This is a genomic window from Nocardia grenadensis NBRC 108939 (genome assembly GCF_001613445.1).
In the GTDB taxonomy this organism is placed as follows: domain Bacteria; phylum Actinomycetota; class Actinomycetes; order Mycobacteriales; family Mycobacteriaceae; genus Nocardia; species Nocardia grenadensis.
The window spans coordinates 37352-59790 of the sequence record NZ_BDCJ01000027.1 but is presented as its reverse complement, the minus strand read 5'-3'; the positions used below and the strand labels follow the sequence as shown (position 1 = coordinate 59790).

General features: G+C 67.2%; 17 protein-coding genes and 3 tRNA genes. 6 read left to right on the top strand and 14 right to left on the bottom strand.

Going from position 1 to position 22439, the window contains the following annotated elements; translation table 11 throughout:
- From NGR01S_RS26020 to NGR01S_RS25995, 6 genes are all read right to left on the bottom strand, one after another.
- Positions 1–2796 (bottom strand): NAD-glutamate dehydrogenase domain-containing protein (locus NGR01S_RS26020; RefSeq protein ID WP_174551750.1); only part of this gene is annotated, 2796 nt, incomplete at its 3' end.
- Positions 2797–2890: 94 nt separating this feature from the next.
- Positions 2891–4567: an energy-dependent translational throttle protein EttA gene (gene ettA / locus NGR01S_RS26015; RefSeq protein WP_063041328.1), complete on the bottom strand. Its 1677-nt coding sequence runs from the start codon at positions 4565–4567 to the stop codon at positions 2891–2893.
- Between the two features lie 35 nt (positions 4568–4602).
- Complete coding sequence (locus tag NGR01S_RS26010; RefSeq protein WP_084481716.1) at positions 4603–5103, bottom strand: single-stranded DNA-binding protein; 501 nt, start codon at positions 5101–5103, stop codon at positions 4603–4605.
- A 138-nt stretch (positions 5104–5241) separates the two neighbouring features.
- Positions 5242–8022 (bottom strand): helix-turn-helix transcriptional regulator, encoded by a 2781-nt coding sequence (locus tag NGR01S_RS26005; protein ID WP_169811969.1) that lies wholly within the window; start codon positions 8020–8022, stop codon positions 5242–5244.
- Positions 8023–8316: 294 nt separating this feature from the next.
- Positions 8317–9285, bottom strand: coding sequence for a threonine/serine dehydratase (locus NGR01S_RS26000; RefSeq protein ID WP_063041324.1), 969 nt, complete (start codon positions 9283–9285; stop codon positions 8317–8319).
- A complete protein-coding gene (locus NGR01S_RS25995; RefSeq protein ID WP_063041322.1) occupies positions 9286–11325 on the bottom strand; it encodes a bifunctional copper resistance protein CopD/cytochrome c oxidase assembly protein in 2040 nt (679 codons plus the stop codon).
- Between the two features lie 135 nt (positions 11326–11460).
- Here NGR01S_RS25995 and NGR01S_RS25990 point away from each other — a divergent pair.
- From NGR01S_RS25990 to NGR01S_RS25975, 4 genes are all read left to right on the top strand, one after another.
- Positions 11461–11534, top strand: a tRNA-Arg gene (locus tag NGR01S_RS25990).
- A 194-nt stretch (positions 11535–11728) separates the two neighbouring features.
- Positions 11729–12532, top strand: a complete 804-nt coding sequence (gene cmrA / locus NGR01S_RS25985; protein WP_063041320.1) for a mycolate reductase — start codon at positions 11729–11731, stop codon at positions 12530–12532.
- An 84-nt stretch (positions 12533–12616) separates the two neighbouring features.
- A complete protein-coding gene (orn, locus tag NGR01S_RS25980; RefSeq protein ID WP_063041342.1) occupies positions 12617–13258 on the top strand; it encodes an oligoribonuclease in 642 nt (213 codons plus the stop codon).
- 86 nt (positions 13259–13344) lie between these two features.
- Positions 13345–13417 (top strand) — tRNA-His (locus NGR01S_RS25975).
- 58 nt (positions 13418–13475) lie between these two features.
- Here the strand turns inward: NGR01S_RS25975 and NGR01S_RS25970 are convergent.
- The 6 genes from NGR01S_RS25970 to NGR01S_RS25945 form a co-directional block, all read right to left on the bottom strand.
- On the bottom strand, positions 13476–14180 hold the full coding sequence (locus NGR01S_RS25970) for a DUF4389 domain-containing protein (RefSeq protein WP_063041318.1): 705 nt from the start codon (positions 14178–14180) through the stop codon (positions 13476–13478).
- A 158-nt stretch (positions 14181–14338) separates the two neighbouring features.
- A complete protein-coding gene (locus NGR01S_RS25965) occupies positions 14339–15388 on the bottom strand; it encodes a mechanosensitive ion channel family protein (RefSeq protein ID WP_063041340.1) in 1050 nt (349 codons plus the stop codon).
- A gap of 109 nt (positions 15389–15497) precedes the next feature.
- On the bottom strand, positions 15498–15815 hold the full coding sequence (locus NGR01S_RS25960; protein WP_063041316.1) for a hypothetical protein: 318 nt from the start codon (positions 15813–15815) through the stop codon (positions 15498–15500).
- Positions 15816–15882: 67 nt separating this feature from the next.
- The gene (locus NGR01S_RS32715) at positions 15883–16245 is read right to left on the bottom strand and encodes a hypothetical protein (protein WP_063041314.1); all 363 of its coding nucleotides are present in this window, start codon (positions 16243–16245) and stop codon (positions 15883–15885) included.
- Positions 16245–17429, bottom strand: coding sequence for a fatty acid desaturase family protein (locus NGR01S_RS25950; RefSeq protein WP_063041312.1), 1185 nt, complete (start codon positions 17427–17429; stop codon positions 16245–16247). Before NGR01S_RS25950 ends, NGR01S_RS32715 begins: the two co-directional genes overlap by 1 nt.
- Positions 17430–17464: 35 nt before the next feature.
- Positions 17465–18520: a ferredoxin reductase gene (locus tag NGR01S_RS25945; RefSeq protein WP_063041310.1), complete on the bottom strand. Its 1056-nt coding sequence runs from the start codon at positions 18518–18520 to the stop codon at positions 17465–17467.
- Positions 18521–18696: 176 nt separating this feature from the next.
- On the opposite strand from NGR01S_RS25945, the gene NGR01S_RS25940 reads away from it, so the two are divergent.
- On the top strand, positions 18697–19305 hold the full coding sequence (locus tag NGR01S_RS25940) for a TetR family transcriptional regulator (RefSeq protein WP_245664782.1): 609 nt from the start codon (positions 18697–18699) through the stop codon (positions 19303–19305).
- Positions 19306–19326: 21 nt separating this feature from the next.
- On the opposite strand, the gene NGR01S_RS25935 is transcribed toward NGR01S_RS25940, so the two are convergent.
- The gene (locus NGR01S_RS25935) at positions 19327–20664 is read right to left on the bottom strand and encodes an MFS transporter (protein WP_063041306.1); all 1338 of its coding nucleotides are present in this window, start codon (positions 20662–20664) and stop codon (positions 19327–19329) included.
- Positions 20665–20841: 177 nt separating this feature from the next.
- Positions 20842–20914: transfer RNA gene (locus NGR01S_RS25930), tRNA-Lys, on the bottom strand.
- Positions 20915–21217: 303 nt separating this feature from the next.
- Here NGR01S_RS25930 and NGR01S_RS25925 point away from each other — a divergent pair.
- Entirely contained in the window at positions 21218–22423 is a 1206-nt protein-coding gene (locus NGR01S_RS25925; protein WP_063041304.1) for a L,D-transpeptidase, read from the top strand.
- Positions 22424–22439: the final 16 nt, after the last annotated feature.

Sequence of the window (22439 nt, the reverse complement as noted above, 5' to 3'; positions counted from 1 at the left end):
ATCACCATCACGACGCACCACCCGCTCCGGCGGCAATACCTGTCCACCGGCGAGATCGACATTATCGGTGATATCCAGCAGACCCGAGATGAAGGTGCGGTAGCACTCGATCCCCTCGGCCATCCGGGCCTGCCGGTCGGTCGCGGCGTCGCCGGTGGTGGCCGGCGGGCGTTTCACCACGAAACCACCCTTCGCCCCCACCGGCACGATCACCGCGTTCTTCACCGCCTGCGCCTTCACCAGACCCAGGATCTCGGTCCGGAAATCCTCCAACCGATCCGACCACCGCAAACCACCACGCGCCACCGCACCGAACCGCAGATGCACACCCTCCACCCGCGGCGAATACACGAAGATCTCGTACTTCGGCCGCGGCTGCGGCAGTTCGGCGATCTCCTGCGGTTCCACTTTCACCGAAATGAAATCCCGGGGAGCGCCATCGGTATCGGTGACGTAGTAGTTGGTGCGCAGGGTGGCGCGGATCAGACCGAGAATGGCCCGCAGAATGCGGTCCGCATCCAAGCTCACGACCTGATCGATCCGCTCGTGCAGACGCTCCTCGAGCTCGGCGGCCTGTTCGGTGGAGTGGCTGTCCGGATCGAACCGGGCGGTGAACAACTGCGCGAACAGTTTCGCCGCATCGGGATAGGTGTGCAGCACCCGGGCGATATTGACCTGGCTGTACGGGAATCCGGCCTGCTGCAGGTACTTCGCGTAGGTCCGCAGCACGGCGACCGCCCGCCAGGACAGTCCGGCCCGCAGCACCAGCTCGTTCAGGCCGTCGGCTTCGGCCCGGCCGTACCAGAGCGCGTCGAAGGCGGCGGTGAACCGGTCGCGCACCCGATCGGCGGCGGCGACCTTGCCCTTGGGCGCCGCGAGCGTATCGGGCGCCACTTCCAGCAATTCGGCGTCGAGATCCTGGTCCAGCGCGCCGTGTAGCAGTTCATGGCTCGCCAGCAGGCCGAAATCGTAGATCCAGCGTTCCTCGGCGTCGTGGCCGTCGCGTTCCCGCCTGATCCGGTACGGGCGTTCGTCGAGCACCTCGACCCCGAGGCTCTGCAGCACGGGAAGCACCTGGCTGAGCGAAATTCCGGAGCCGCCGATGTACAGGGTGAAGCGCCAGGAGCCCGCGGGCGCGCCGGCCACCCGGTACAGATGCTGATCGATGCGTCCCGGACGCAACCGCTCCAGGCGATCGATATCGGCCAGCGCGCGCCGGGCGCTGAAATCCTGTTTGTAGCCCTCGGGGAACGCTTCGCAGTAGCGGCGCACGATCCGCGGATCGAGCACCGTCGACGCGTTCACGGCATCGTTGAGGTGGTCGTCCCAGGTGCGGCTGGCCTCGGCGAGCAGGTTCTGGATCCGGCGCCGCTCGTCCTCGGAGATCTCCTCGGCCGCTCCCACCGGCTCCGTGGTGTCGGCGCCCGGCATCCGGATGGTGAAGTAGACGCTGGCGAGTTCGCTTTCGCTCACCCGGGCGGAGTAGTCGATCGAAGCGCCGCCCAGCTCGCGGACCAGGATGTCCTGCATTTCCAGGCGGACAGCGGTGGTGTAGCGGTCACGGGGCAGGTACACCATGGCGGCGACGAACTGGCCGTAGGGGTCGACCCGGAGGAACAATCGCACCTGCCGCCGCAAACCGACATTGAGTACCGCGGTGGCCGTTCGGCGCAGGGTCGCGGCGTCGGAGGAGAACAGTTCGGTGCGCGGGAAGCCCTGCATCACTTCGAGCATGGCCTGGCCGGAGAACGAGTCGAGGTCGAAACCGCTGTCGGTGATGGCGGCGCGGACCCGCTGCCCCACCACCGGTATGTCCAGGACGTTCTCGTGCAGCGCGGTGACCGTGAAAACACCGACGAACAGGTGCTCGCCTCGGACCTCGCCCGCGCTGTCCAGATCGGCGACACCGATGTAGTACGGGTACACCGCGCGCCGCATGGTCACCGGGATCAGTCCCTGGGTCATCCGCAGCAGCCGCCGGGCGCCCGCGGTGATCGGGACCTGGAAACCGGTCGCCGTGCCCGGGTGCAGCACACCCAGTTCGGAATCGGCCACCGGGACCGGCAGTTCCGCATCCGGTTCGAGCCGGTAGCACGCGTATCCGAGCATGGTGAAGTTGTCGTCGGCCAGCCATCGCAGCAGGCGTGCGCAATCGGCGGGTTCGATATCGGCTTCGACCGCGGCCGCGGAATCGCCGGCCTGTTCCAGCCGGGTCGCCAGTTCGTCGACAATGGCATGGATCGCCTGCGTATCGCTGCTCACCTGCCGAACGTCCTTGATGACGTCCGGTACGGCGGCGGCGATCTCGTCGAGCAGTTGGGCGCTCGTCGCCGGGTGTAGTTGCAGGTGGATCCAGGATTCGCGACCGTCTCCGGTGCCGTTGCGCCGCAGGTCGGCCTCGTGTAGGCGGGCTGCGGTGAGGGTGCCGCCGGAATCCCGTTCCACCGTGAAGATGGGATGGATGACCTCGCTGATGGTGCCGCCCATCCGGCCGAAAAGCGCGGTCACCGAATCGACCAGCATGGGCATATCGTCGGTGACGATCTGCACCGCGGCGCCCAGCCCGGACCCGTCGTCGGGATGGTGGACCCGGACCAGGCCCTGACCCGGCTGCCGGGTCAGGGCCAATGTCAGATGGGCACGGAAGGTCAGGGTGGGTGCGGTGATCTCACAATCGGCGTCGTCGGTCTCGACGTGCCGGAAATAGCCGTCCTCCAAGGCGCCGAGGTCGGCTCGTAGCGTGTCCGGCAGTTCGGCAGCCCATGCCTCACTGGACAATTCGGACGAGACCGTCATTTCCCACTCCCTTGAATCCGGTTGTTTCTCGGACACACCGACACCGCCCCCGAGGGTAGACCCGAAGCCGGGCAGCGGGAAAAGTCTCGCGGCGTTACCCGCGGGTCAGCTTACGATGTGTCACTCGATGCGGCCGTGCGGCTTCCGGGCCGAGGCGTTCGATCTTGTTGGCCTCGTATGCTTCGAAGTTGCCCTCGAACCAGAACCATTCGGCCTCGTTGTCGGCATCACCTTCCCAAGCGAGGATATGCGTACAGGTGCGGTCCAGGAACCACCTGTCGTGGGAAATGACCACGGCACAGCCCGGGAACTGCTCCAACGCGTTCTCCAGCGACCCCAGGGTTTCGACGTCGAGGTCGTTGGTGGGCTCGTCGAGCAGGATCAGGTTGCCGCCCTGTTTCAGGGTGAGCGCCAGGTTCAACCGGTTGCGTTCACCACCGGAGAGCACCCCGGCCGGCTTCTGCTGATCCGGACCCTTGAAGCCGAAGGCGCTCACGTAGGCGCGCGAGGGCATCTCCTGCTGGCCGACCTCGATGTAGTCGAGCCCGTCCGAAACCACCTGCCATACGGTTTTGTTGGGATCGATACCGGCGCGGGACTGGTCGACATAGCTCAGCTTGACGGTCTCGCCGACCTTCACCGTGCCGCTGTCCGGCTGTTCCAGGCCGACGATGGTCTTGAAGAGCGTGGTCTTACCGACACCGTTGGGCCCGATAACACCCACGATGCCGTTTCGGGGCAGGGTGAACGACAGATCCTTGATCAGCTGGCGGTCACCGAAGCCCTTGTCCAGGTGCTCCACCTCGACCACCACGCTGCCCAGCCGCGGCCCGGCCGGGATCTGGATCTCCTCGAAGTCCAGCTTCCGCATCTTCTCCGCTTCGGCGGCCATCTCCTCGTAGCGGCCAAGACGCGCCTTGTTCTTCGCCTGACGTGCCTTGGCGCCCGACCTGACCCAGGCGAGCTCGTCCTTGAGCCGCTTCTGCAGTTTCTGATCCTTCTTGCCCTGAACAGCGAGCCGCTCGGCCTTCTTCTCCAGATAGGTGGAGTAGTTGCCCTCGTAGCCGATCGCCCGGCCACGGTCGAGCTCGAGAATCCAGCCGGCGACATTGTCCAGGAAGTACCGGTCGTGGGTGACCGCCAGGACGGCGCCCGGATACTGCGCGAGAAACTGCTCGAGCCAGAGCACACTCTCGGCGTCGAGATGGTTGGTGGGCTCGTCGAGCAGCAGCAGGTCGGGCTTGCTGAGCAGCAATTTGCACAGGGCCACCCGGCGGCGCTCACCACCGGACAGGTTGGTCACCGGCTCGTCCGGCGGCGGGCAGCGCAGCGCGTCCATCGCCTGCTCCAGCTGGGAGTCCAGGTCCCAGGCGTCGGCGTGGTCGAGCTCCTCCTGCAGTTTGCCCATCTCGTCCATGAGCTCATCGGAGTAATCGGTGGCCATGAGTTCGGCGATCTCGTTGAACCGGTCGAGTTTGACCTTGATCTCGCCGAGCCCCTCCTCGACATTGCCGCGGACCGTCTTCTCCTCGTTCAACGGCGGTTCCTGCTGCAGGATCCCGACCGTGGCGCCGGGCGCGAGAAAGGCCTCGCCGTTGTTCGGCTGGTCCAATCCGGCCATGATCTTCAGCACGCTGGATTTACCGGCGCCGTTCGGACCGACAACGCCGATCTTGGCGCCGGGAAGGAAGTTCAAGGTGACATCGTCGAGCACGACCTTATCGCCGTGCGCCTTACGAACCTTCTTCATTTGGTAGATGAACTCAGCCATAGCGATCACCCTATCCGTCAGACATCGGTGCGGTTTCACACGTCGGCGTTCACGGCCTCCTCGGCGCGCGCCGCCTGCTCCACCATTGGATCGTTCAGTTCCCCCGCCGCCCCGGTTTCGGCAGACGCAGCACCGGGACCGGCGGATATATTCCCGGTCGTGGCCGGTTGTCCGCTCCGGCGGCGCTCCACGCGGGCAGTGCAGCGGGTGAGGTCCGGCCCCAGGGTATGCGCTCGCATCTCGAGATCGCGTCGCTGGGCACCCTCCCGGGTCCGGTACTCGTTCGACCGTAGCTGCCCCTGCACGATCACCGGATCGCCCCGGTGGATCGACGCGTCCACCCCGGCCACCAACCGCCGCCAGCAGCTCACCGTGAGAAAGAGCGTCCCGTTGTCCACCCATTCACCGGTTTCGCGGTCCAGCCGCCGCGCGGTACTCGCCAACCGGAAGCTGAGCATCTGCTCGCCGCCGGGAAGTTCTCGTCGCACCGGCTCGGTCACCACCGTACCGACCACGGTCGCTACTGATTCGTACATGTCCGCCCCTCCATTCGCCCCGTGCTTCCGGGCACGCACTCATCGTCGCCCGCACGACGGGCCGGTGCCGGGCGCGAATCGGATCTGTGGGCAACTCCTCCGCGACAGGGCACTTGTGGAAAGAACGGACCGCCCGATTCAGCGGCCGGCTGCCGCCATGGCGGCAGCGATATCCCGCCGGGAGCGCACGCCGAGTTTGGCCAGAATGCTCGACACATGGGATTGGACGGTGCGGCGCGAGAGAAACATCTGCGCCGCGATATCGGCATTCGAGGAGCCATCGGCCACCTGGACCGCCACGGATCGTTCGGTATCGGTCAACGACGCCCAACCCGTTTTCGGGCGATTGCGCGGGCCCCGTACGCCCCGGCGGATTCCGTACCGCCGGATCCGGGCCACCGCGCGGGCGGTATCCCACGACGCGCCCAGCCGGGTGTACAGCTGGACGGCGGATTCGAGCGCCTCCCGCGCGTCGGCCCCCCGGCCGCCCGCGGCCAGCACGATCGCCGCGCCCTCGTAGGCCTGGGCTTCGTAGAGCGGCCACTCACAGCGCGAGAATTCCCGCGCGGCGGCGAACAGCGCCTCGGGGTCGCGCTCGGCCAGCCCGCCGCACAGCTGCGCGATACCCGCGCGGGCGGCGGTCCACTGCTTGGCCACCAGATCGTCGGCCGCCGTACGCGCGCTGTGCAGCGCGTCCGTATCGCCGGTATCGAAGGCCAGGCGGGCGATATCGGGCAGGATGTAATGCAGCGTCGAGGCGCTCATACCTCCGTCGAGCTTCGCGTGGGTCTCGACGAGCAACCGCAGCGCCGGTTCCGGGTTCCCCCGGGTCTCGTGAACCAAGGCGGTGACCCACGGCTGCATATATCCGTACCCGGCGGTGCCCAACCGGTCGTCCGGAACGAGCACATCCCCGGACGGCGGCGCCCCACGGTGCATCCCGATCAGCGCCATCACACTGTGGGCGACCGGCGCGTAACCGAACACATCGGACGCCTCCAGAGCCGCCTGGCACTCCGCGATCGCCTCGTCCCAGCGCCCGTTCAGCAGGAACATGCGCGCCTTGGCCAGGAGGTTGGCCGCCAGATAGACCCCGCGCGTCCGGCGATTGTGGCCGATGGCGGTCTGCAGGGCCTCCAGGGCCGCGACCGGGCGATCGAGCTCGATCAGGCAGTGCGCGTACAGCACGTACGGATCGATCTGATCCGATCCGGCACCGTCCTGTAACACCGTGAGCGACTCGGTACTGATCTCCAAGGCTTCGTCGACATATCCCTGGGTGTAGCGCACGGCGCCGAACGCCATCAGCCCGTATCCGGTGGCCAGGGAGTTGCCCGACTGCCTTCCCAGCGCGACCGCGCGCCGCCCGGCCGCTTCGGCCTCGACGAACCGTTCGAGGAAGAAGTTGTCCAGCGCGCACAGGCCCAGGAAACGCGCCGCGTCGGAGTCGTCGAGATCGAGCGTGTTCAGTGCGGTCTCGGCTACTTCGACGGCCTCGGCCAGTCGGCCCTGGGCGTGGCATACATGGGCGAGCAACCAGCGCAGACCCGGGTCGTCGGCGTGCTCGGGCCGGTGCCGTAACGCCACGCGCAACGTGGCCTCGGCCTGGTCGGTCCGGCCGTTCCACAGCAGCGTGCGGGTCCGCATCCGGATCAGGGCGGCGCGGGTCGCCGTATCGAGCCCGGCCGTATCGACTATGCGGGTCAGCAGGCGCATGGCCAGTTCCGGGGCGCGCACGATCAGCGCGTCCGAGACGGAGAGCAGCCATTGCAGACTTGCCGGCTCTAGTTCCCGGCCGCCGATCGAGAGGTAGTAGGCGACCCGTTCGATCGGTGCGCCGGTGGTCTGCAGCACACGCCCGGCCCGGCGCAGCAGATCCGAGCGCAGGGAGGCGGGTAATCGCTCCACCAGCACGTGACGGATCAGATCGTGCCGGAAGGCGAGCTCGGAATCGACCATGGTGAGCAGTCCGGCATCCGTTGCCTCGGTGACCGCGCTCCACACTTCCATGATGTGGCCGTCCAGCACCGCGGCGAGTTCCACCACATCGACTTTCGGGCCCAGTGCCGCGGCCATGGGCAACAGGTCGCGAGTCGATCGCGACAGCGATTCGGCTCGGCGCCAGATCGCCTCGGCCAGCGAGCCGACCGGTTGCGGAGCGGAACCGGATGCGGGTTTCGCGCCCTCGGCCTCCAGCAGTGAGGCCGCCACCAACTCCGTGATGTGCAGCGGATGCCCGTACGCTCCGGCGACCTGCCGCAGCAGCGACGGCGGCGGCACCGCACCGACCATCTCCCGGACCATGGTCGTCGTCGCCGCATCGGGCAGCGCGCCCAGCCGGATGGTGGAGGCGGCGCAGGCGGTCAAGGTGGCGGTCAGTACCGCGAAGGCTGGATCGGTGGTGAAAGGCCGGGTCGCCAGTACCAGCACCAGCGGCAGCCGATCGGCGAGGGTGCACAGTCGGTGCAGCACGGCCAGACTGGAGCGGTCGGCCCAGTGGACATCGTCGAGCAGCAAGGCGACGGGTTGCTCGGCGCACCAGGCGCGAACCTGTTCGAGCAGGAGCTCGGCGAGCGCGAACTCGTGGGTGGCTGCGGCGTCTCCGGCCTGGTCCGCGCCATCGAGCAGGGTCCGGACCGGATCGGAATCGGTGTGTGGGTCTCCGGTGACAAGCCAGGTGGCCAACGCGGCGAACGGGACATCCTGCTGGAGTTCTCTCGCGCGACTCGTCCGCACCTGCAACCCCAGTTCGGCGAACTGCCGGGCGGCTGCACCGAGCAGCGTGGTCTTGCCGATACCGGCTTCGCCTTCCACCACGACCACGGCGCCGTGCCCCGCGACCGCGGCACGCCCACCCGAGACCAGGGCCGCGACCTCGGCGTCGCGACCGACGAACACTGTCGCGAGAGATTGCTGCACTCGCATCAGTTTAAGCATCCGGACCGTCGCACGCATGGACCTACCACCGGTGGAACTGTGATCTCCCACCGCCACTCCGTCGGAAAACAGACAATCCGGGATCGACGGCCCCGCTCACAATCACGTGTATCGCACCACGACGGCGGGTCCGGAGCACCGAAAATGTTCGGGCACCGACGGATTCGACAAGCCCGGCGCGGCTTACGCGACCATGGTCACGGTCGGCGGCCGAAAGATGGCTCGACACTGCTCCCGCCGGGGGTCGAGCGGTGAACCGACACGCCGATCAGTGTGTCAGAGCACCGGGAGTTCGGTGTTCGCGCCGCACAACACCACCACCGGCCGCTCACCCGCACGCGGTACATAGGCACCGCTGAGAATGGCGGCCAGGGCCACCGCGCCGGAGAGTTCGACGACGATCCGGAACTCCCGCCACAGATAGTCCCGCGCATCGGTGATCGCGTCATCGGTCACCAGCGCGGACCGTACACCGTAGCGCCGGGTCACATCGAGCGCGATCTCGCCGATCCGCGAGGCGCCCAGGGCATCGGCGGTGATACTGGACACCTCCACATCGACCGGCTTCCCGGCGGCCAGCGCGGAGTTCAGTGTCGGAATCCCCGCGGGTTCCACGCCGACGATCTCGCGGCGGCGCCCGCCGGCGGCGGCGATCCCGCCGATCAACCCGCCGCCGCCGACCGCGACCAGGATCGGCGGCCGGCCACGGACCTGCTCCTCGATCTCCAATTCGATCACGCCGGCTCCGGCCACCACCGCGGGCAGATCGTAGGCGTGCAACTGCAACGCCCCGCGTTCGGCGGTGAGCTCGCAGGCGTGCTCGTAGGCTTCCGCATAGGTGGTTCCGTGCCAGCGCACCTCGGCGCCGTGCGACCACATGGCGGCGACCTTGGTGTGCGGTGCGGATTCCGGGACCACCACCGTGCAGGTCTTGCCCATCCCCGCGGCCGCCAGGGCCGCCGCGATCCCCGCGTTGCCGCCCGAAGCGATCACCACATGTTCGGGACACACCCGCTCCGATAGCAGCGCGTTGTAGCTGCCCCGCACCTTGAAGGTGCCACCGTGCTGCAAATACTCGAGCTTCAGGGTGACCGGGACGGGACCGCCGGGCCCCGGTACGGCGGTGTGGAAGACCGGGGTCTTGCGAATACGTCCGGTCAGTCGCCGACGCGCCGCCCGCACATCCGACCGGTAGATACGCCGGAGGGGTGGCACCGGTGTCAGCGGGATTTTCTGCTCGGTCATCTACCTACTTGCCCGATCTCGCTTGGCCAATTGGGCGAACATGGCATTGTGCGCGGCAAGTTCCGCGTCGTCGTCGCGTTCCGCGGCGCGGTCGGTGCGCCGGGCCAGCCGCGCGTCGCTGCGCGACCACTGGACCAGTAGCGCCAGCATGACCACTACCAGTGGGACCTCACCGGTGGCCCACGCCAGACTGCCCCCGGTGCGCTGATCGCCCAGCAGATCGATGGGCCAGCCGAGGTCGAGGCTGCGATAGAACCAGCCGGCCAGCACCGTGCTCGTGCCCATCAACACCACCCCGAAGAAAGCGTGGAAGGGCAGCGAACCGAACACCATGGCCAGTCTGGTCAGCGGCTCCACCCGCCGCGGTTTCGGGTCGATCCCGATCACCACCCAGTAGAAGAGATAACCACTGAGCAGGAAGTGCAGGTTCATCAGCAGGTGCGCGGTATGGGAATCGGCGTAGGTGTCGAAGATCCCGCCCAGGTACAGCGCATAGAAACCGGCCACGAACAGCACCGAGGCCACGATCGGCTGGGTGAGGAAACGGGAGACCGGGTTGTGTACCGCGGCCAGGATCCACTCTCGAGGGCCCGGGGCCCCGTCCCGGCCGGCCGGCGGCAGCGCACGCAACGCGAGCGTCACCACGCCCCCCAAGGCCAGCAGGATCGGGGTCAGCATCGACAGCGCCATATGCGCGCCCATGTGCACGCTGAACATGGCGGGCGCGTACCGGCCGACTCCCGACGAGGTCGTGAACAGCAATACCGCGCAACCGAGCAGCCACGCGACGGTCCGGCCGGCCGGCCACGCGTCACCGCGTGCCCGTAACCGTCGGACACCCAGCAGATAGAGCACCGCCAGCACGATGGCGAGCGTGCCGAAGATCAGGTCGAAACGCCAGTCGAAGAGCAGCCGCGCCACCGTAGGCGGACCGTCGAGGTTGTAGCCGAGCTCGACCTCCATCGGGGTGGGCACGCTCGTCGGCGGCGGTGGCGGGGTCCGGCCCAGTCCCACCGCCAGGCCCATGGTCGCGGCGAAGACGAGCAGCTCCACACTCGCGAAACGGGCGAGCGCGCGCCGGTCGTCCGGGTCGGCGGCCAGCGCCGGCAGCGCCGCGCGTCGCTGGAACCAGCCGAAGACGCCGAGGATCACCAGCGCCGCGGCCTTGGCCAGTACCAGTCGGCCGTAGGTACTGCTGAACAGCTCGTCCCAGGGCACGCGTACCCACGAGTTGACCACACCGCTGACCGCCAGCACCCCGAAGGAGACCAGGGCCACCGCGGAGAAGCGCCGGGCCGCCAGGGCCGTATGGGTGCCGTCCCGCAGCGCATGGACCAGCAGCGCGCCCAGGCCGCCGATCCAGACCGCGGCGGCGATCAGGTGCAGGATCAAACTGTTGGTGGCCACATCGTGGGCGCCGCCGGACGCCGAATGTCCGGTCAGCGCCAGCGGCATCATCACCACGACCGACGCGCCGAACAACACCGGCGTCCAGCCCCAGCGCAGAGCCAGCCGGCAGCCGATCGCCAGCAACAGGGCACCGATCGCGGTCAACCGCCAGGTACCGGCGAGCTCGATCCCACCGGCGATCCGCCACAGATCCCGGGGTGCCAGGATTTCGGTGACCGGCCGGCCGGTGCTGTCGGAGACGGTCAGCGGTACCAGCAGCGCGGCGCTCACCGCCCAGGCCACCGCCAGATTCGAAGCCCGCCGCACCGCGCGGTAACCCCCCGTGTCGAGCAGGCCGCCACGCTGCGGCGGCACCAGGAAGGCCGCGCAGAGCAGCGACCCCACTGTGAAGGCCGCGAAGAGATCGGCCAGTGCCCGGAGCGCGGGCAGGCCGTAGGTTGTCAGCGGACCCGGATCGGGAATCCCCAGCAGGCTCAGCGCCTGGGCGGCCGATAGGCCCACCACCAGCATCGATACCAGTGCGGCCAGCGCCGCGGCACACACGGTCAGCACCGTCGGCAGGACCGCCGGGCTACTGGGCCGACCGGCCTCTGTAGCGGGTTCGGCGGCGGGAGCCTGGGCTGACGACATAGGTTCGAGAGTAGTTCGATGGGCACAGTTCGGCCCGCCGGGGCCGTTTCGGGGCAGCCCAAATCAGACGATCCGGTCGATCGCTACACTTTTCAGCTGGACAGCGCGGCCGTTGTCCGCCATGGTGGAACCACTGCCTCCGTAGCTCAGTTGGATAGAGCAAGGGCCTTCTAATCCCTAGGTCGCAGGTTCGATTCCTGCCGGGGGCGCTCCACCCACCCGACTGAGCTGTTCGGGCCAGTCGGAGTGGGTGTACCCCTCCCGGCGAGCGTCAAACACACAATCCCGGTGGGCGAGCCTGCGCCTACACGCCGGCCGTGCGCGTCCACGGCCGACCCGCCACTCCGGTCCTGCGCGGGCTGCGGGCGGGCCGTGACCGGCGGTGCCCTCTAGGGTGTCGGGAATGGGTTTGCCTTCGCCTACCGCCGAGAGCCGCGCCGTGGTGACCGGCGCTTCGTCCGGAATCGGAACCGCACTGGCCGCCGAACTGGCCCGCCGGGGTCATTCGCTCATCCTGGTCGCGCGCCGCGGCGACATCCTCGACGACCTGGCCGGTCGGCTCACCCGGGATCACGGCGTCACCGCCGAAGTCCGCGCCGTCGATCTCGCCGACCGGGCACAGCGGGCTCCGCTCACCGAGGAACTCGCGGGCCGGGACATCTCGATCCTGTGCAACAACGCGGGCATCGCGACCTTCGGCCCCCTCGCCGCCCTCGATCCCGCCTACGAACGCGATCAGCTGGAGTTGAACGCCGTCGCCGTGCACGACCTGACCTTGGCCGTGCTCCCGGCGATGCTGGCCCGGCGGGCCGGTGGCATCCTGGTGAGCGGTTCGGCGGCCGGCAACATGCCCATTCCGAACAACGCCACCTACGCGGCGAGCAAAGCCTTCGCCAATACCTTCGCCGAATCCCTGCGGGGCGAGCTGAAGGGTTCCGGGGTGCACATCACCCTGCTCGCTCCCGGCCCGGTGCGTACCGAGACCCCCGATCCCGCCGACGCCTCCCTGGTCGACCGTATGGTCCCGGATTTTCTGTGGGTGTCCTCGGAGTACACGGCCCGGATCTCGATCGACGCACTGGCCCGGAACAAGATGCGGGTGGTACCCGGCCTGATCGGGAAGGGTATGAGCGCCGCCGGTAACTATGGGCCCAGGGCGGTCACCGCCCCGATCGCGGGCGCGTTCTACAAGAAGCTCGGCGGCTGAACCGGGGCCCTCCCCGGAGACTTCCCACACGGAGCGGGTACTGATTGCGCTCGGCGGGTGGCGGCGCTGATTAGGGTGGTGCGGGTGTCGGACAAATTAGTGGTGTGGATGGATTGTGAGATGACCGGGCTCGACCTGGTCACCGACAAACTGATCGAGGTGGCCGCCCTGGTGACCGACAGCGATCTGAATGTTCTCGGTGACGGGGTGGATATCGTCATCCACGCCGACGACGAGGCGCTCGCGGCGATGCCCGAGGTGGTCGCCGAGATGCACGCCCGGTCCGGCCTCACCGAAGAGGTGCGGCGCTCCACGGTCACCCTCGCCGAGGCCGAGCGGCAGGTACTCGACTATGTGAAGCAGTACGCGCCCGCCGCCCGGGTGGTACCCCTGGCCGGTAACTCCATCGCCACCGATCGTGGTTTCATCGCCCGGGACATGCCGGAGCTCGACGCGCACCTGCACTATCGGATGATCGACGTCAGCTCGATCAAGGAACTATGCCGTCGCTGGTACCCGCGGATCTATTTCGGCCAACCCGAAAAGGGCCTGGCCCACCGCGCGCTCGCCGATATCCAGGAATCCATCCGGGAGCTCGAGTACTACAGGCGCACGGCCTTTGTCGCCGCGCCGGGCCCTTCAACGGCGGAGATCTCCGCAATCGCCGCCGAGGTCAGCGCCGGTCCCCCGGGGGGAACCGGCGGCGGCACGCCCGGCCCGGTATAGGCCCGGCGACCGGCGCACCGATAACCGATTGGCTTGCGGAGGGGTAGACGCGCTACTATCTAGGCCGCCGGTGCAAATCGGTGATGGTGAGTGTAGTTCAGTTGGTAGAGCACCAGGTTGTGATCCTGGCTGTCGCGGGTTCGAGTCCCGTCACTCACCCTGGAAAGCCCGAGGGCCCATTGGGTCCTCGGGCTTTTTCGTTCGGCCGGTAATGGTCTCAGGCCTCGGGTTTGCTCGTATCGACCAGTGGGGGCGCCGCCTCGTCACGGGCGCCCTGATCCAGGCGGAAGGGCGGGTACTCGTCGCGTAACAGCGAGCCGTAGGCCTGCACCCGCAACATCCACCGGTTGATTCCCATCACAAAATCGAACAGCCCCTGGGAGTAGCGGGCCGCGAACAGCAACCCGACCAGGGCGACGAAGGTCAGCACGCCGATCAGCGGAATACCCGCGGCACCGGCCGTGGTGTCGGCGTCCTCGAAATCGACCAGCCAGGCGGCACCGGTCATACCGCCGATGATCAGATAGTGCGGAATGGCGAGCAGCCACCATTTCACCAGTACCAGCCCGCGATGCAGCGTCGGCGGATAGTCGATGTCCAGGTCCGCCGCGTAGTCGTCGTCACGGGCCAGCGAGAACGGTGGATATCTGTCGGTACCGGCAGGCGTCCAGGCGTAGAAGCTGACCCGCCACGACCACCGCATGACCCCGACGCTGTAGTCGAACAGGGCCCGAGGGTATCGACCGGTGAACAGGATCGCGAAGAACGCGATCACCGTGACCACGGCATAACCGATGTGCAGGAAGAACAGAACTATGTAGTGCGGAATGGCGAGAAGCCATTTCACGATCCACATCCAGCGCGACAGCGCGGGGTCCAGATCGCCGCGAACTCGGACCGGGTAACCGGCGGGAGCAGGCATTGTGATCAACGCTCCTTCGAGGGTGCTGGTCCGGCCGACCCAACCGGCCAGGCCGTCTCTCGATTGTGAGCTATCACACAAATTTTCGTCTTAATCCCCGCCGTACCGACATGGCATCGAGATCAATCGGCCACTCGGCCCGGTCGGCCCCGCGCGGCCTACCTGACCGGCGTCTTCTCGAATCCGTCCAGCGCGGCCAGGCGCGGCAGTGCGCCCGGATGCTGACCGTTCAGCCAGCTGATCAGCTCCTCACGGACGGCACAGCGCAACGACCACACCGCGTCCGAATCACGCCCGGTCATCGATGCCCGGACCTCGATACCGGTGGGGGTGCTGTCGGTGACCAGGAGGTTCCAGCTGCGGCCGTCCCAATCGGGGTGCTCGCTCAGGTATTCGTAGAGATGCTCACGCAGCTCGGCCACGGGGGCGCTGTGGTCCAGGTAGAGGAATACGGTGCCGGTCATCTGCGGGCCGCCACGCGACCAGTTCTCGTACGGCTTGCTGTTGAAGTACGAGACCGGCATGGTGAGCCGGCGGTCGTCCCAGATCCGGACGGTGAGGAAGGACAGGGTGATCTCCTCGACGGTGCCCATCTCCCCCTCGACGACAACCGTATCGCCGATCTTCACCGAATCACCGAAGGCGATCTGCAGGCCCGCCATGAGGTTGCTGAGCGTGGATTGGGCTGCCACACCGGCGATGATGCCGATGATGCCGGCGGAGGCGAGCAGCGAGGTGCCCAGCACACGCAGCCCGGGGAACATGACCAGCATGGCGATCGCCGCCGTCGCCACCGCGAGCAACGCGGTCGTGATCCGGCGGATCAGCGTGAACTGGGTGTTCAGCTGCCGTACCCGGCGAGGATCACGGGCCCGGCGGGAGTAGCTGTTCAACAGCCCGTCGGCCACCGCGTCGACTATCCGCACCACCAGCCAGACCGACGACATGGTGACCATGGAGGCCAGCACACTGAGGATCACCGTGTCCTGGCGCAGATTCAGATCGGCCAGCGGGTAGGTGATCCGGAGTGCGGCGAAGCCGAGGAACAACTGGAGCGGCAATTGGATCCGCCGTAGCAGACCCGGGATGGCGGTCTTCGGATGCCGGGCCGACCAGTATCGAAGGCCGCGGTCGATTGCCCAGCCGAGGACGATCGTCACTGCCAGTGTGACCCCGAATACGATCAGCAGCCGTATCACGTTCTCCACCGCGCCCACTCCTTGTTACCCATCGCTCGTGCAGGTCCCCCGAACAAGGCTACAGTTCGATAACGGCGGGTCACCACCAGTCACGGGGATCTCACGCAGTGGTGGGCGGTTACTGCGGCGCACTCCCCTGCGAGTACAGCCGGATCTCGCCCGCGTCACCAAGGAACGCGTTGACCAGCATCACCTGGTCTGCCCTCAATTCGGCCGGGTCGGGCGCGGTGGTGGTGATGGAGATCTGCGGAATGGCCGCCCAGTTCACGACATATCGTTCCGGCGGCCCGTCGTCGTCGGACAGCCTGGCCAGCCGGAAGACCGAGACGGTTTTGCGTTCCATCAGGTCGCGTACCATCTCCGCGATCCGCTCGGGATCCTCCAGCGCGAACAGGAAACCGAAGGTCAGTTCCGGCGAGGAGACATAGGCGGGCACGAGCCGAGGTTAGCCCATGGATAACCGCTCGGTGTGACCTGGCCCACCGAGCGGTTTCCGGATCGGATCAGTGTCGTTTGCCGGAGGCACCGGGATCGACGGTCTCGGCATCGACGATATCGGCGTCCAGGACGACGCCGGTCTCCCGGACCGGCGGGGTGCCCGCCGAGTCCCGGCCCACCCCCACCTCGTGAGTATCATCGGCGTCCTTGCTCGCCTCGGCCGCGGCGGCATGCTCGGCGGCAGCGTCGCGTTTGGCCGCGGCGGCGGCCTCGTTCATCTCGATGGCGTCGGTGATCCATTCCCCGACCTCCCGGGTCACCTCCGAGACGGTGCCGGTGATGATGCTCGCGATATTGCCGACCCGGCGCGCCCCCGACGTGGTGAGTTCCTGGATGAGATCCTTGTTGGACTCGAATTTGCCGATCATCACACGCCCGCTTCGGTAGGACTCTGCTGACGCATCACGATAACACCGGAAGTGGGCTGTTTCCGCAGCGCAGCGGGCAGGAAGCGGGCGATCCGGGACTCCGTCAACCGCGGCGGCAGCGCCAGTTGGAAGATTTTGGCCCACACCGAACCGATCTGCTTGCCCAGCGGCCCCGTGTTGTAGGGGAGCCCGAATTTCTCGCACAGCGCGCGCACCTCCGGGGCGATCTCGGGGTACCGGTTGGCCGGCAGATCCGGGAACAGGTGGTGCTCGATCTGGTGGGACAGATTGCCGGACATGATATGGAAGAGCGGACTGCCGGAGATATTGGCCGAGCCGAGCATCTGCCGCACGTACCATTCGCCGCGGGTCTCCTCGGCGGTCTCCTCTTCGGTGAATGTTTGCACACCGGAGGGGAAATGCCCGCAGAAGATGATTGAGTACGCCCACAGGTTGCGCACCAGGTTCGCCGTCGCATTCCCGGCGAGCGTGGACAGGAACAGCGGACCGGTCAGCAGCGGGAAGGCCACGTAGTCCTTGAGGACCTGCCGGCCCGATTTACGAAGCTGCCCCTTGATCAGCGGTTTCAGGTCGGACCAGCGGCGCTTGCCCTTGACGATGTTGTCCGCTTCGAGGTCGTGCAGCATCACGCCCCATTCGAAGAAGACCATCAGCAGGAACGCGTAGAGCGGGTTGCCCAGGTAGTACGGGTTCCAGTCCTGCCCCTCGTCGATCCGCAGCACGCCGTAGCCGATATCGCGGTCCCGGCCGTGGATGTTCGTATAGGTGTGGTGCATGTAGTTGTGCGAATGCTTCCACTGGTCCGCCGGGCAGACGGTATCCCATTCGAAGACCCGCGAGTTCAGGCCCGGCTCACGCATCCAGTCGTACTGGCCGTGCATCACGTTGTGGCCGATCTCCATATTGTCGAGGATCTTCGACACACTGAGCGCGGCCACACCGGCCAGCCAGAACGGGGGCAGGAACCCCAGGTACATCAGGCCGCGCCCGGCGATCTCGAATCCGCGCTGCGCCCTGATGATGTCGTAGATGTACCCACGGTCGCGCTCGCCCAGATCGGCGACGATACGGCCGCGCAGTTCGTCGAGAGTGCGGCCGATCTCCTCGACCTGATCGGGCGAGAGGACCAGCGGTCCGTCTTTGGTCTCGGTGAGGATGGTCATCTGTTTCTCCCCTTCGCGATGTCAGATGCTCGATGTCAGATTTCGATGTCCACGTCGCCGACGGCGGCCTGGACGCAGAGTTGGATCGGCTGGTCGGGGTCGGATTCCAGCTCCCCGGTGCGCAGGTTGCGGGTGCAGCCGCTGCGCCGGACCGAGGTGCAGGAGAAGCAGATACCCATCCGGCAGCCGAATTCCGGGCGCAGGCCGGCGCCCTCGGCCTGCTCCAGCAGGGACGACCCGGTGTTCTCCGCGGTGACGCCGCTGGCGGAGAAGGTCGTGGCCCCTTCCACGTCCGCGTCGTCCACGGGCGCGGCGGTGGCGACGAACTCTTCGGTGTGCAGACGTTCACTCAGGTCCGCGTCCGTGTAGACCGCACGCACCGAGTCCATCAGCGGCGGCGGACCACACAGGTAGGTCTGCGCGTCGGCGAACCACGGTGCCACCCGCGCGAGTTCGTCGTGATCGAAACCCCGGCCGTCGCGTTCCGGATAATGCAGCTCGACCGCGATATTCGGGTGAGCGGCAGCGATTTCGGCCAGTTCCGCGCGGTGGGGCACCAGCTCCGGCGAGCGCGCGTAGTGCAGGAAGACGACCTCACCGGGGTATTTCTCGTCGACGAGGGTGCGCAGCATGGACAGCACCGGCGTGATCCCGCTCCCGCCGCTGATCAGCAGGACCCGCTCGGGCCGCTGGTCCGGCAGATGGAAGACGCCGGAGGCCGGTTCGAGATCCACGATCATGCCGGGGCGCGCGTGTTCGTGCAGGTACCGCGACACCAGACCGTGTGGATGCACCCGGAGGGTCAGGTCGAGGCGGCGGCGATCGTGCTGGGAGTTCACCGGCGAATAGCAGCGCAGGTGGCGGACTCCGTCGATCACCACACCCAGCTGCAGGAACTGGCCCGCGCGCAGCCCGTCCCACTGCCGGGTCGGGCGCAGACCCAGCGAGATCGTTCCGGGAACCGAGCGGTCCACGTCGACGACGCGGGCCCGCATATCGCGGACGGTCAGCATCGGGCGTACCAGTTCCAGATACCGGTCCACCGGATGTGGCGTGGTCAGGGTCTGCACCAGATCGAGGAGGGCCACCATGGGAGTTCTCCATCCCTGTCTGTCGGTCGTGCCACGAGTTCGAACTTGTTTCGGTGTACGCCTGTACACTCAACCAGTGTGCCGGATACCCCGCGGGAACTGTCAACCAGTAATAGGTGTGACGCGGGCGACAAGAGGGAGATGAGGGAATGGTGAACGGCTGTATGCTCACTGAAATGACCGATCAGGGAGCAAGCCGCGTCGAGCGCAAAGAGCGCACCCGGCAGGCCCTGCTCGCCGGCACGCTGGCACTGGCCGCCGAACGCGGTTTCGGTGCGCTGAGCCTGCGCGAGATCGCCCGCTCCGCCGGAATCGTCCCCACCGCCTTCTACCGGCATTTCGACTCCCTGGACGACCTGGGCGCCACCCTGGTGGACGAGGGCGTTCAGGCATTACGGCTGGCTCTGCGGCAGCTGCGCCGCACCCCCGATGCCCGGCTCTCGGAAACGGTGCGGTTCGTCTTCGGTGAAGTCGCCCAGAAGCGGGAGCTGTACGGCTTCCTGATCCGGGAGCAGCGCGGCGGGAGCCCGGCGCTGCGTTCGGCCATCGCGCTCGAACTACAACTGATCGTGCGCGAGCTGGTGGCGGATCTATCCCGCGTCCCGGCCCTGGACGACTGGTCACCGGGCGATCTGGAGGTCGCCGCCGACCTGCTGGTATCCACCGTGATCGACGGGATCGCCGACTATGTGGGCGCCACCGCGCGCGCGGAACAACCGGTGATCGACCGCACCATCCAGCAGATCCGGCTCATCGCCCTCGGTATGGGCGCCTGGAAACCCTGAGCGCGCGCCGCCGGGCCCGCGTCAGGCCGCCGGTGCCTGCACCGGCTCCTTACTGCCCGAAGCGTTCGGTGACGGTACGAACAGCAGGGCCACGAGCCCCGCTCCCAGCACCACCAGCAGCCCGCCGATACCGGCCCGGTCCGTCCCGAAACCCCAGACGAACAGGCCGAACAGGGTGGGTGCGAGGAACGAGGCGGCCCGCCCGGTCGTGGTGTAGAGACCGAACAACTGCCCCTCCCGCCCGGGCGGTGTCAGCCGGGTGAGGAAGGACCGCGCCGACGCCTGCGCCGGGCCGACGAACAAAGTCAGCGCCAGGCCGAAGATCCAGAACATCACGACGCCCGACACCACCAGCAGCACCGCGCCGCACACCACAGCCGACAGCAGCGATACCGCGATCACCCGCTTCGGCCCGACCCTATCGTCGAACCGGCCGGCCACGACCGCCCCGAGCGCGGCGACCACATTGGCCGAGATACCGAAGAGCAGCACATCGGATTCGCTGATCCCGTACACCTGCACGGCCAGCACCGCGCCGAACGCGAAGACACCGGCCAGGCCGTCCCGGAAGATCGCGCTGGCCAGCAGGAACCAGATAACGGTGCGATCGAGCGCCCACAGTTCTTTCAGATCGCGCCACAGCACCCGGTAGGAGCCGAGCAGTCCCGCGCTCGCCGCCCCGGGATCGGCCCGGGTGCGCGGCACCTCCGGCACCGCGAACAGCACCGGCAGCGCGAACACACCGAACCAGACGGCGGCCAGGAGCACGACCAGCCGGATGTTCAGCCCGCCCTCGGTGCTCACCCCCAGCAGCCCCCGTTCCGGGCCGTCGCCGACGATGAACCCGAAATAACAGATCAACAGCAGGAAGATGCCGCCGAAGTAGCCCATGGCCCAGCCGAATCCGGACACCCGGCCCAGCGTGGCCGGAGTCGAGACCTGACGCAGCATCGCGTTGTAGGGCACGGTCGCGAGTTCGAGGAACACCGACCCCAGGGCGAGCAACACCAGCCCGAGCCACAGGTAGGAGTACTGATCCCGGACGAAGAACATCGCCGCCGTCAGGCCCACGACGACAGCGGTCATGATGCCGAGCGAACGTTTACGATTCGCGGTCGCGTCGAAACGCTGACCGGTGACCGGTGCGGTCAGTGCGACGACCAGTCCGGCGAGTCCCAGCGCCCACCCCAGCCAGGCGCTGGCGGAGACATCACCCGGCAGATCCTCCCCGACACTGTCGGTGAGGTACACCGCGAAAACGAAGGTGGTGATCACGGCGTTGAACGCGGCCGACCCCCAGTCCCACAGCCCCCATGCGACCACCTGCCCGCGCCCCACCCGCGCGTCCGCCTCGCTCATACCGCGCACCCTAATGGATCCGCGGCGCACCGGCCGGGGTACCGCCGACGGGCCGGTGACCGGGCCGCAGCCACGGTCGAAATACGGCGAGGTAGCGGGTTGATCACGTCTGGGTCCGTCGAATGTACGGACACGGAGCGCAAACCCTATAGTCGGAGAATGTCTTTCGACTCGAAGTGCGCCATCAGGGACTCGAACCCCGAACCCGCTGATTAAGAGTCAGCTGCTCTGCCAATTGAGCTAATGGCGCGTGCTCCGCTGTGCGGTGCGGGACAGACATTAACAGGCTCGGGCCGCAGAAGTGAAATCGATATCCCGTCGGGCGGGTGTGAGCCGGCCGACACCGTAACGATCGGCGCCCGGAACTCTATGTGTAGTTGGGCCGTGACGCCGGAAGTGATCGTGGCGGTTGGGATCACCTCGGCGCGGCTGGCAGAATGATGAACGTGGTCTCGACCGATCCCGCTGCCGTGGGTCGAGGTGAGCAGGTGATCGGTCGGATCCGAAGCCGTCGGCGCGTAGCGGGTGCGCCGAGACTTGAAACGGGGTTGATATGCATATTGGTGATCGGCGCAGGCCGGTCCGCTGGCTCTTCGGACCGCTGGCGCTCGTCGCGCTCGTCGTACTGGCGCTGACCGGTTGTTCCTCGTCGGGGGCGTCGGACGGGACCGTCGCCATCGATCGCAACCCCCTCACAGAGCTCATCAAACCCAAGCTCGTGGCCCCGGTCAAGGACGGGGATATCGGCGTCTCACCGGCCGAGGGGATGAAGTTCGAGATCACCGATGGCCTGTTCACCGAAGTAGCCCTGCTCAACCCCGACGATCAGCCGGTGGCCGGGCAGCTGGCCGCCGACGGCCGCAGCTGGTCCACCACCGAGCCCCTCGGCTACAGCAAGACATACCGCCTGCAGGCCCGGGCCAACGGCCTGGGTGGCGCGTCCACCGCCGGTATGAGTTTCACCACAACCGCGCCCGGCAATGTCACCAAGCCGTACCTGGTGCCCGGCGAGGGCGAAGTGGTCGGTATAGGTCAGCCGGTGGCGGTCCAGTTCGACGAGAACATCCCCGACCGCAAGGCCGCGCAGGACGCCATCACCATCAAGACCGATCCGCCGGTCGAGGGCGCCTTCTACTGGGTGAACAATCGTGAGGTCCGGTGGCGGCCCGAGCATTTCTGGAATGCGGGCACCAAGGTGACGATCGATGTGAACGTCTACGGCAAGGATCTGGGCAACGGGCTCTACGGCCAGGACGACATCCACTCGAACTTCGTCATCGGCGACGCGGTGGTCTTCAAGGCCGACGACAATACGAAGATGGTCACCGTCGAGAAGAACGGCCAGGTCATCCGCACCATGCCGACCTCGATGGGTAAGGACGACACGCCCACCAACAACGGGGTGTACATCCTGGCCGACCGGCACGAGCATATCGTCATGGACTCCTCCACCTACGGCGTCGCGGTGAATTCGCCCGACGGGTACCGCACCGATGTCGACTGGGCCACCCGGATGTCCTACAGCGGGATCTTCTTCCACTCGGCGCCGTGGTCGTTGGGCGCACAGGGCAATACCAACACCAGCCACGGGTGCCTCAACCTCAGCCCCGAGGACGCCCGATGGGTCTACAACACCGCCAAGCGTGGTGATATCGCCATCGTGACGAATACGGTCGGCCCGGTCCTGCCCGGTACGGACGGGTTGGGTGACTGGAACATCCCGTGGGCGGAATGGAAAACGGGCAATGCCGCGATGTGACGCTCGTAGGTGACAT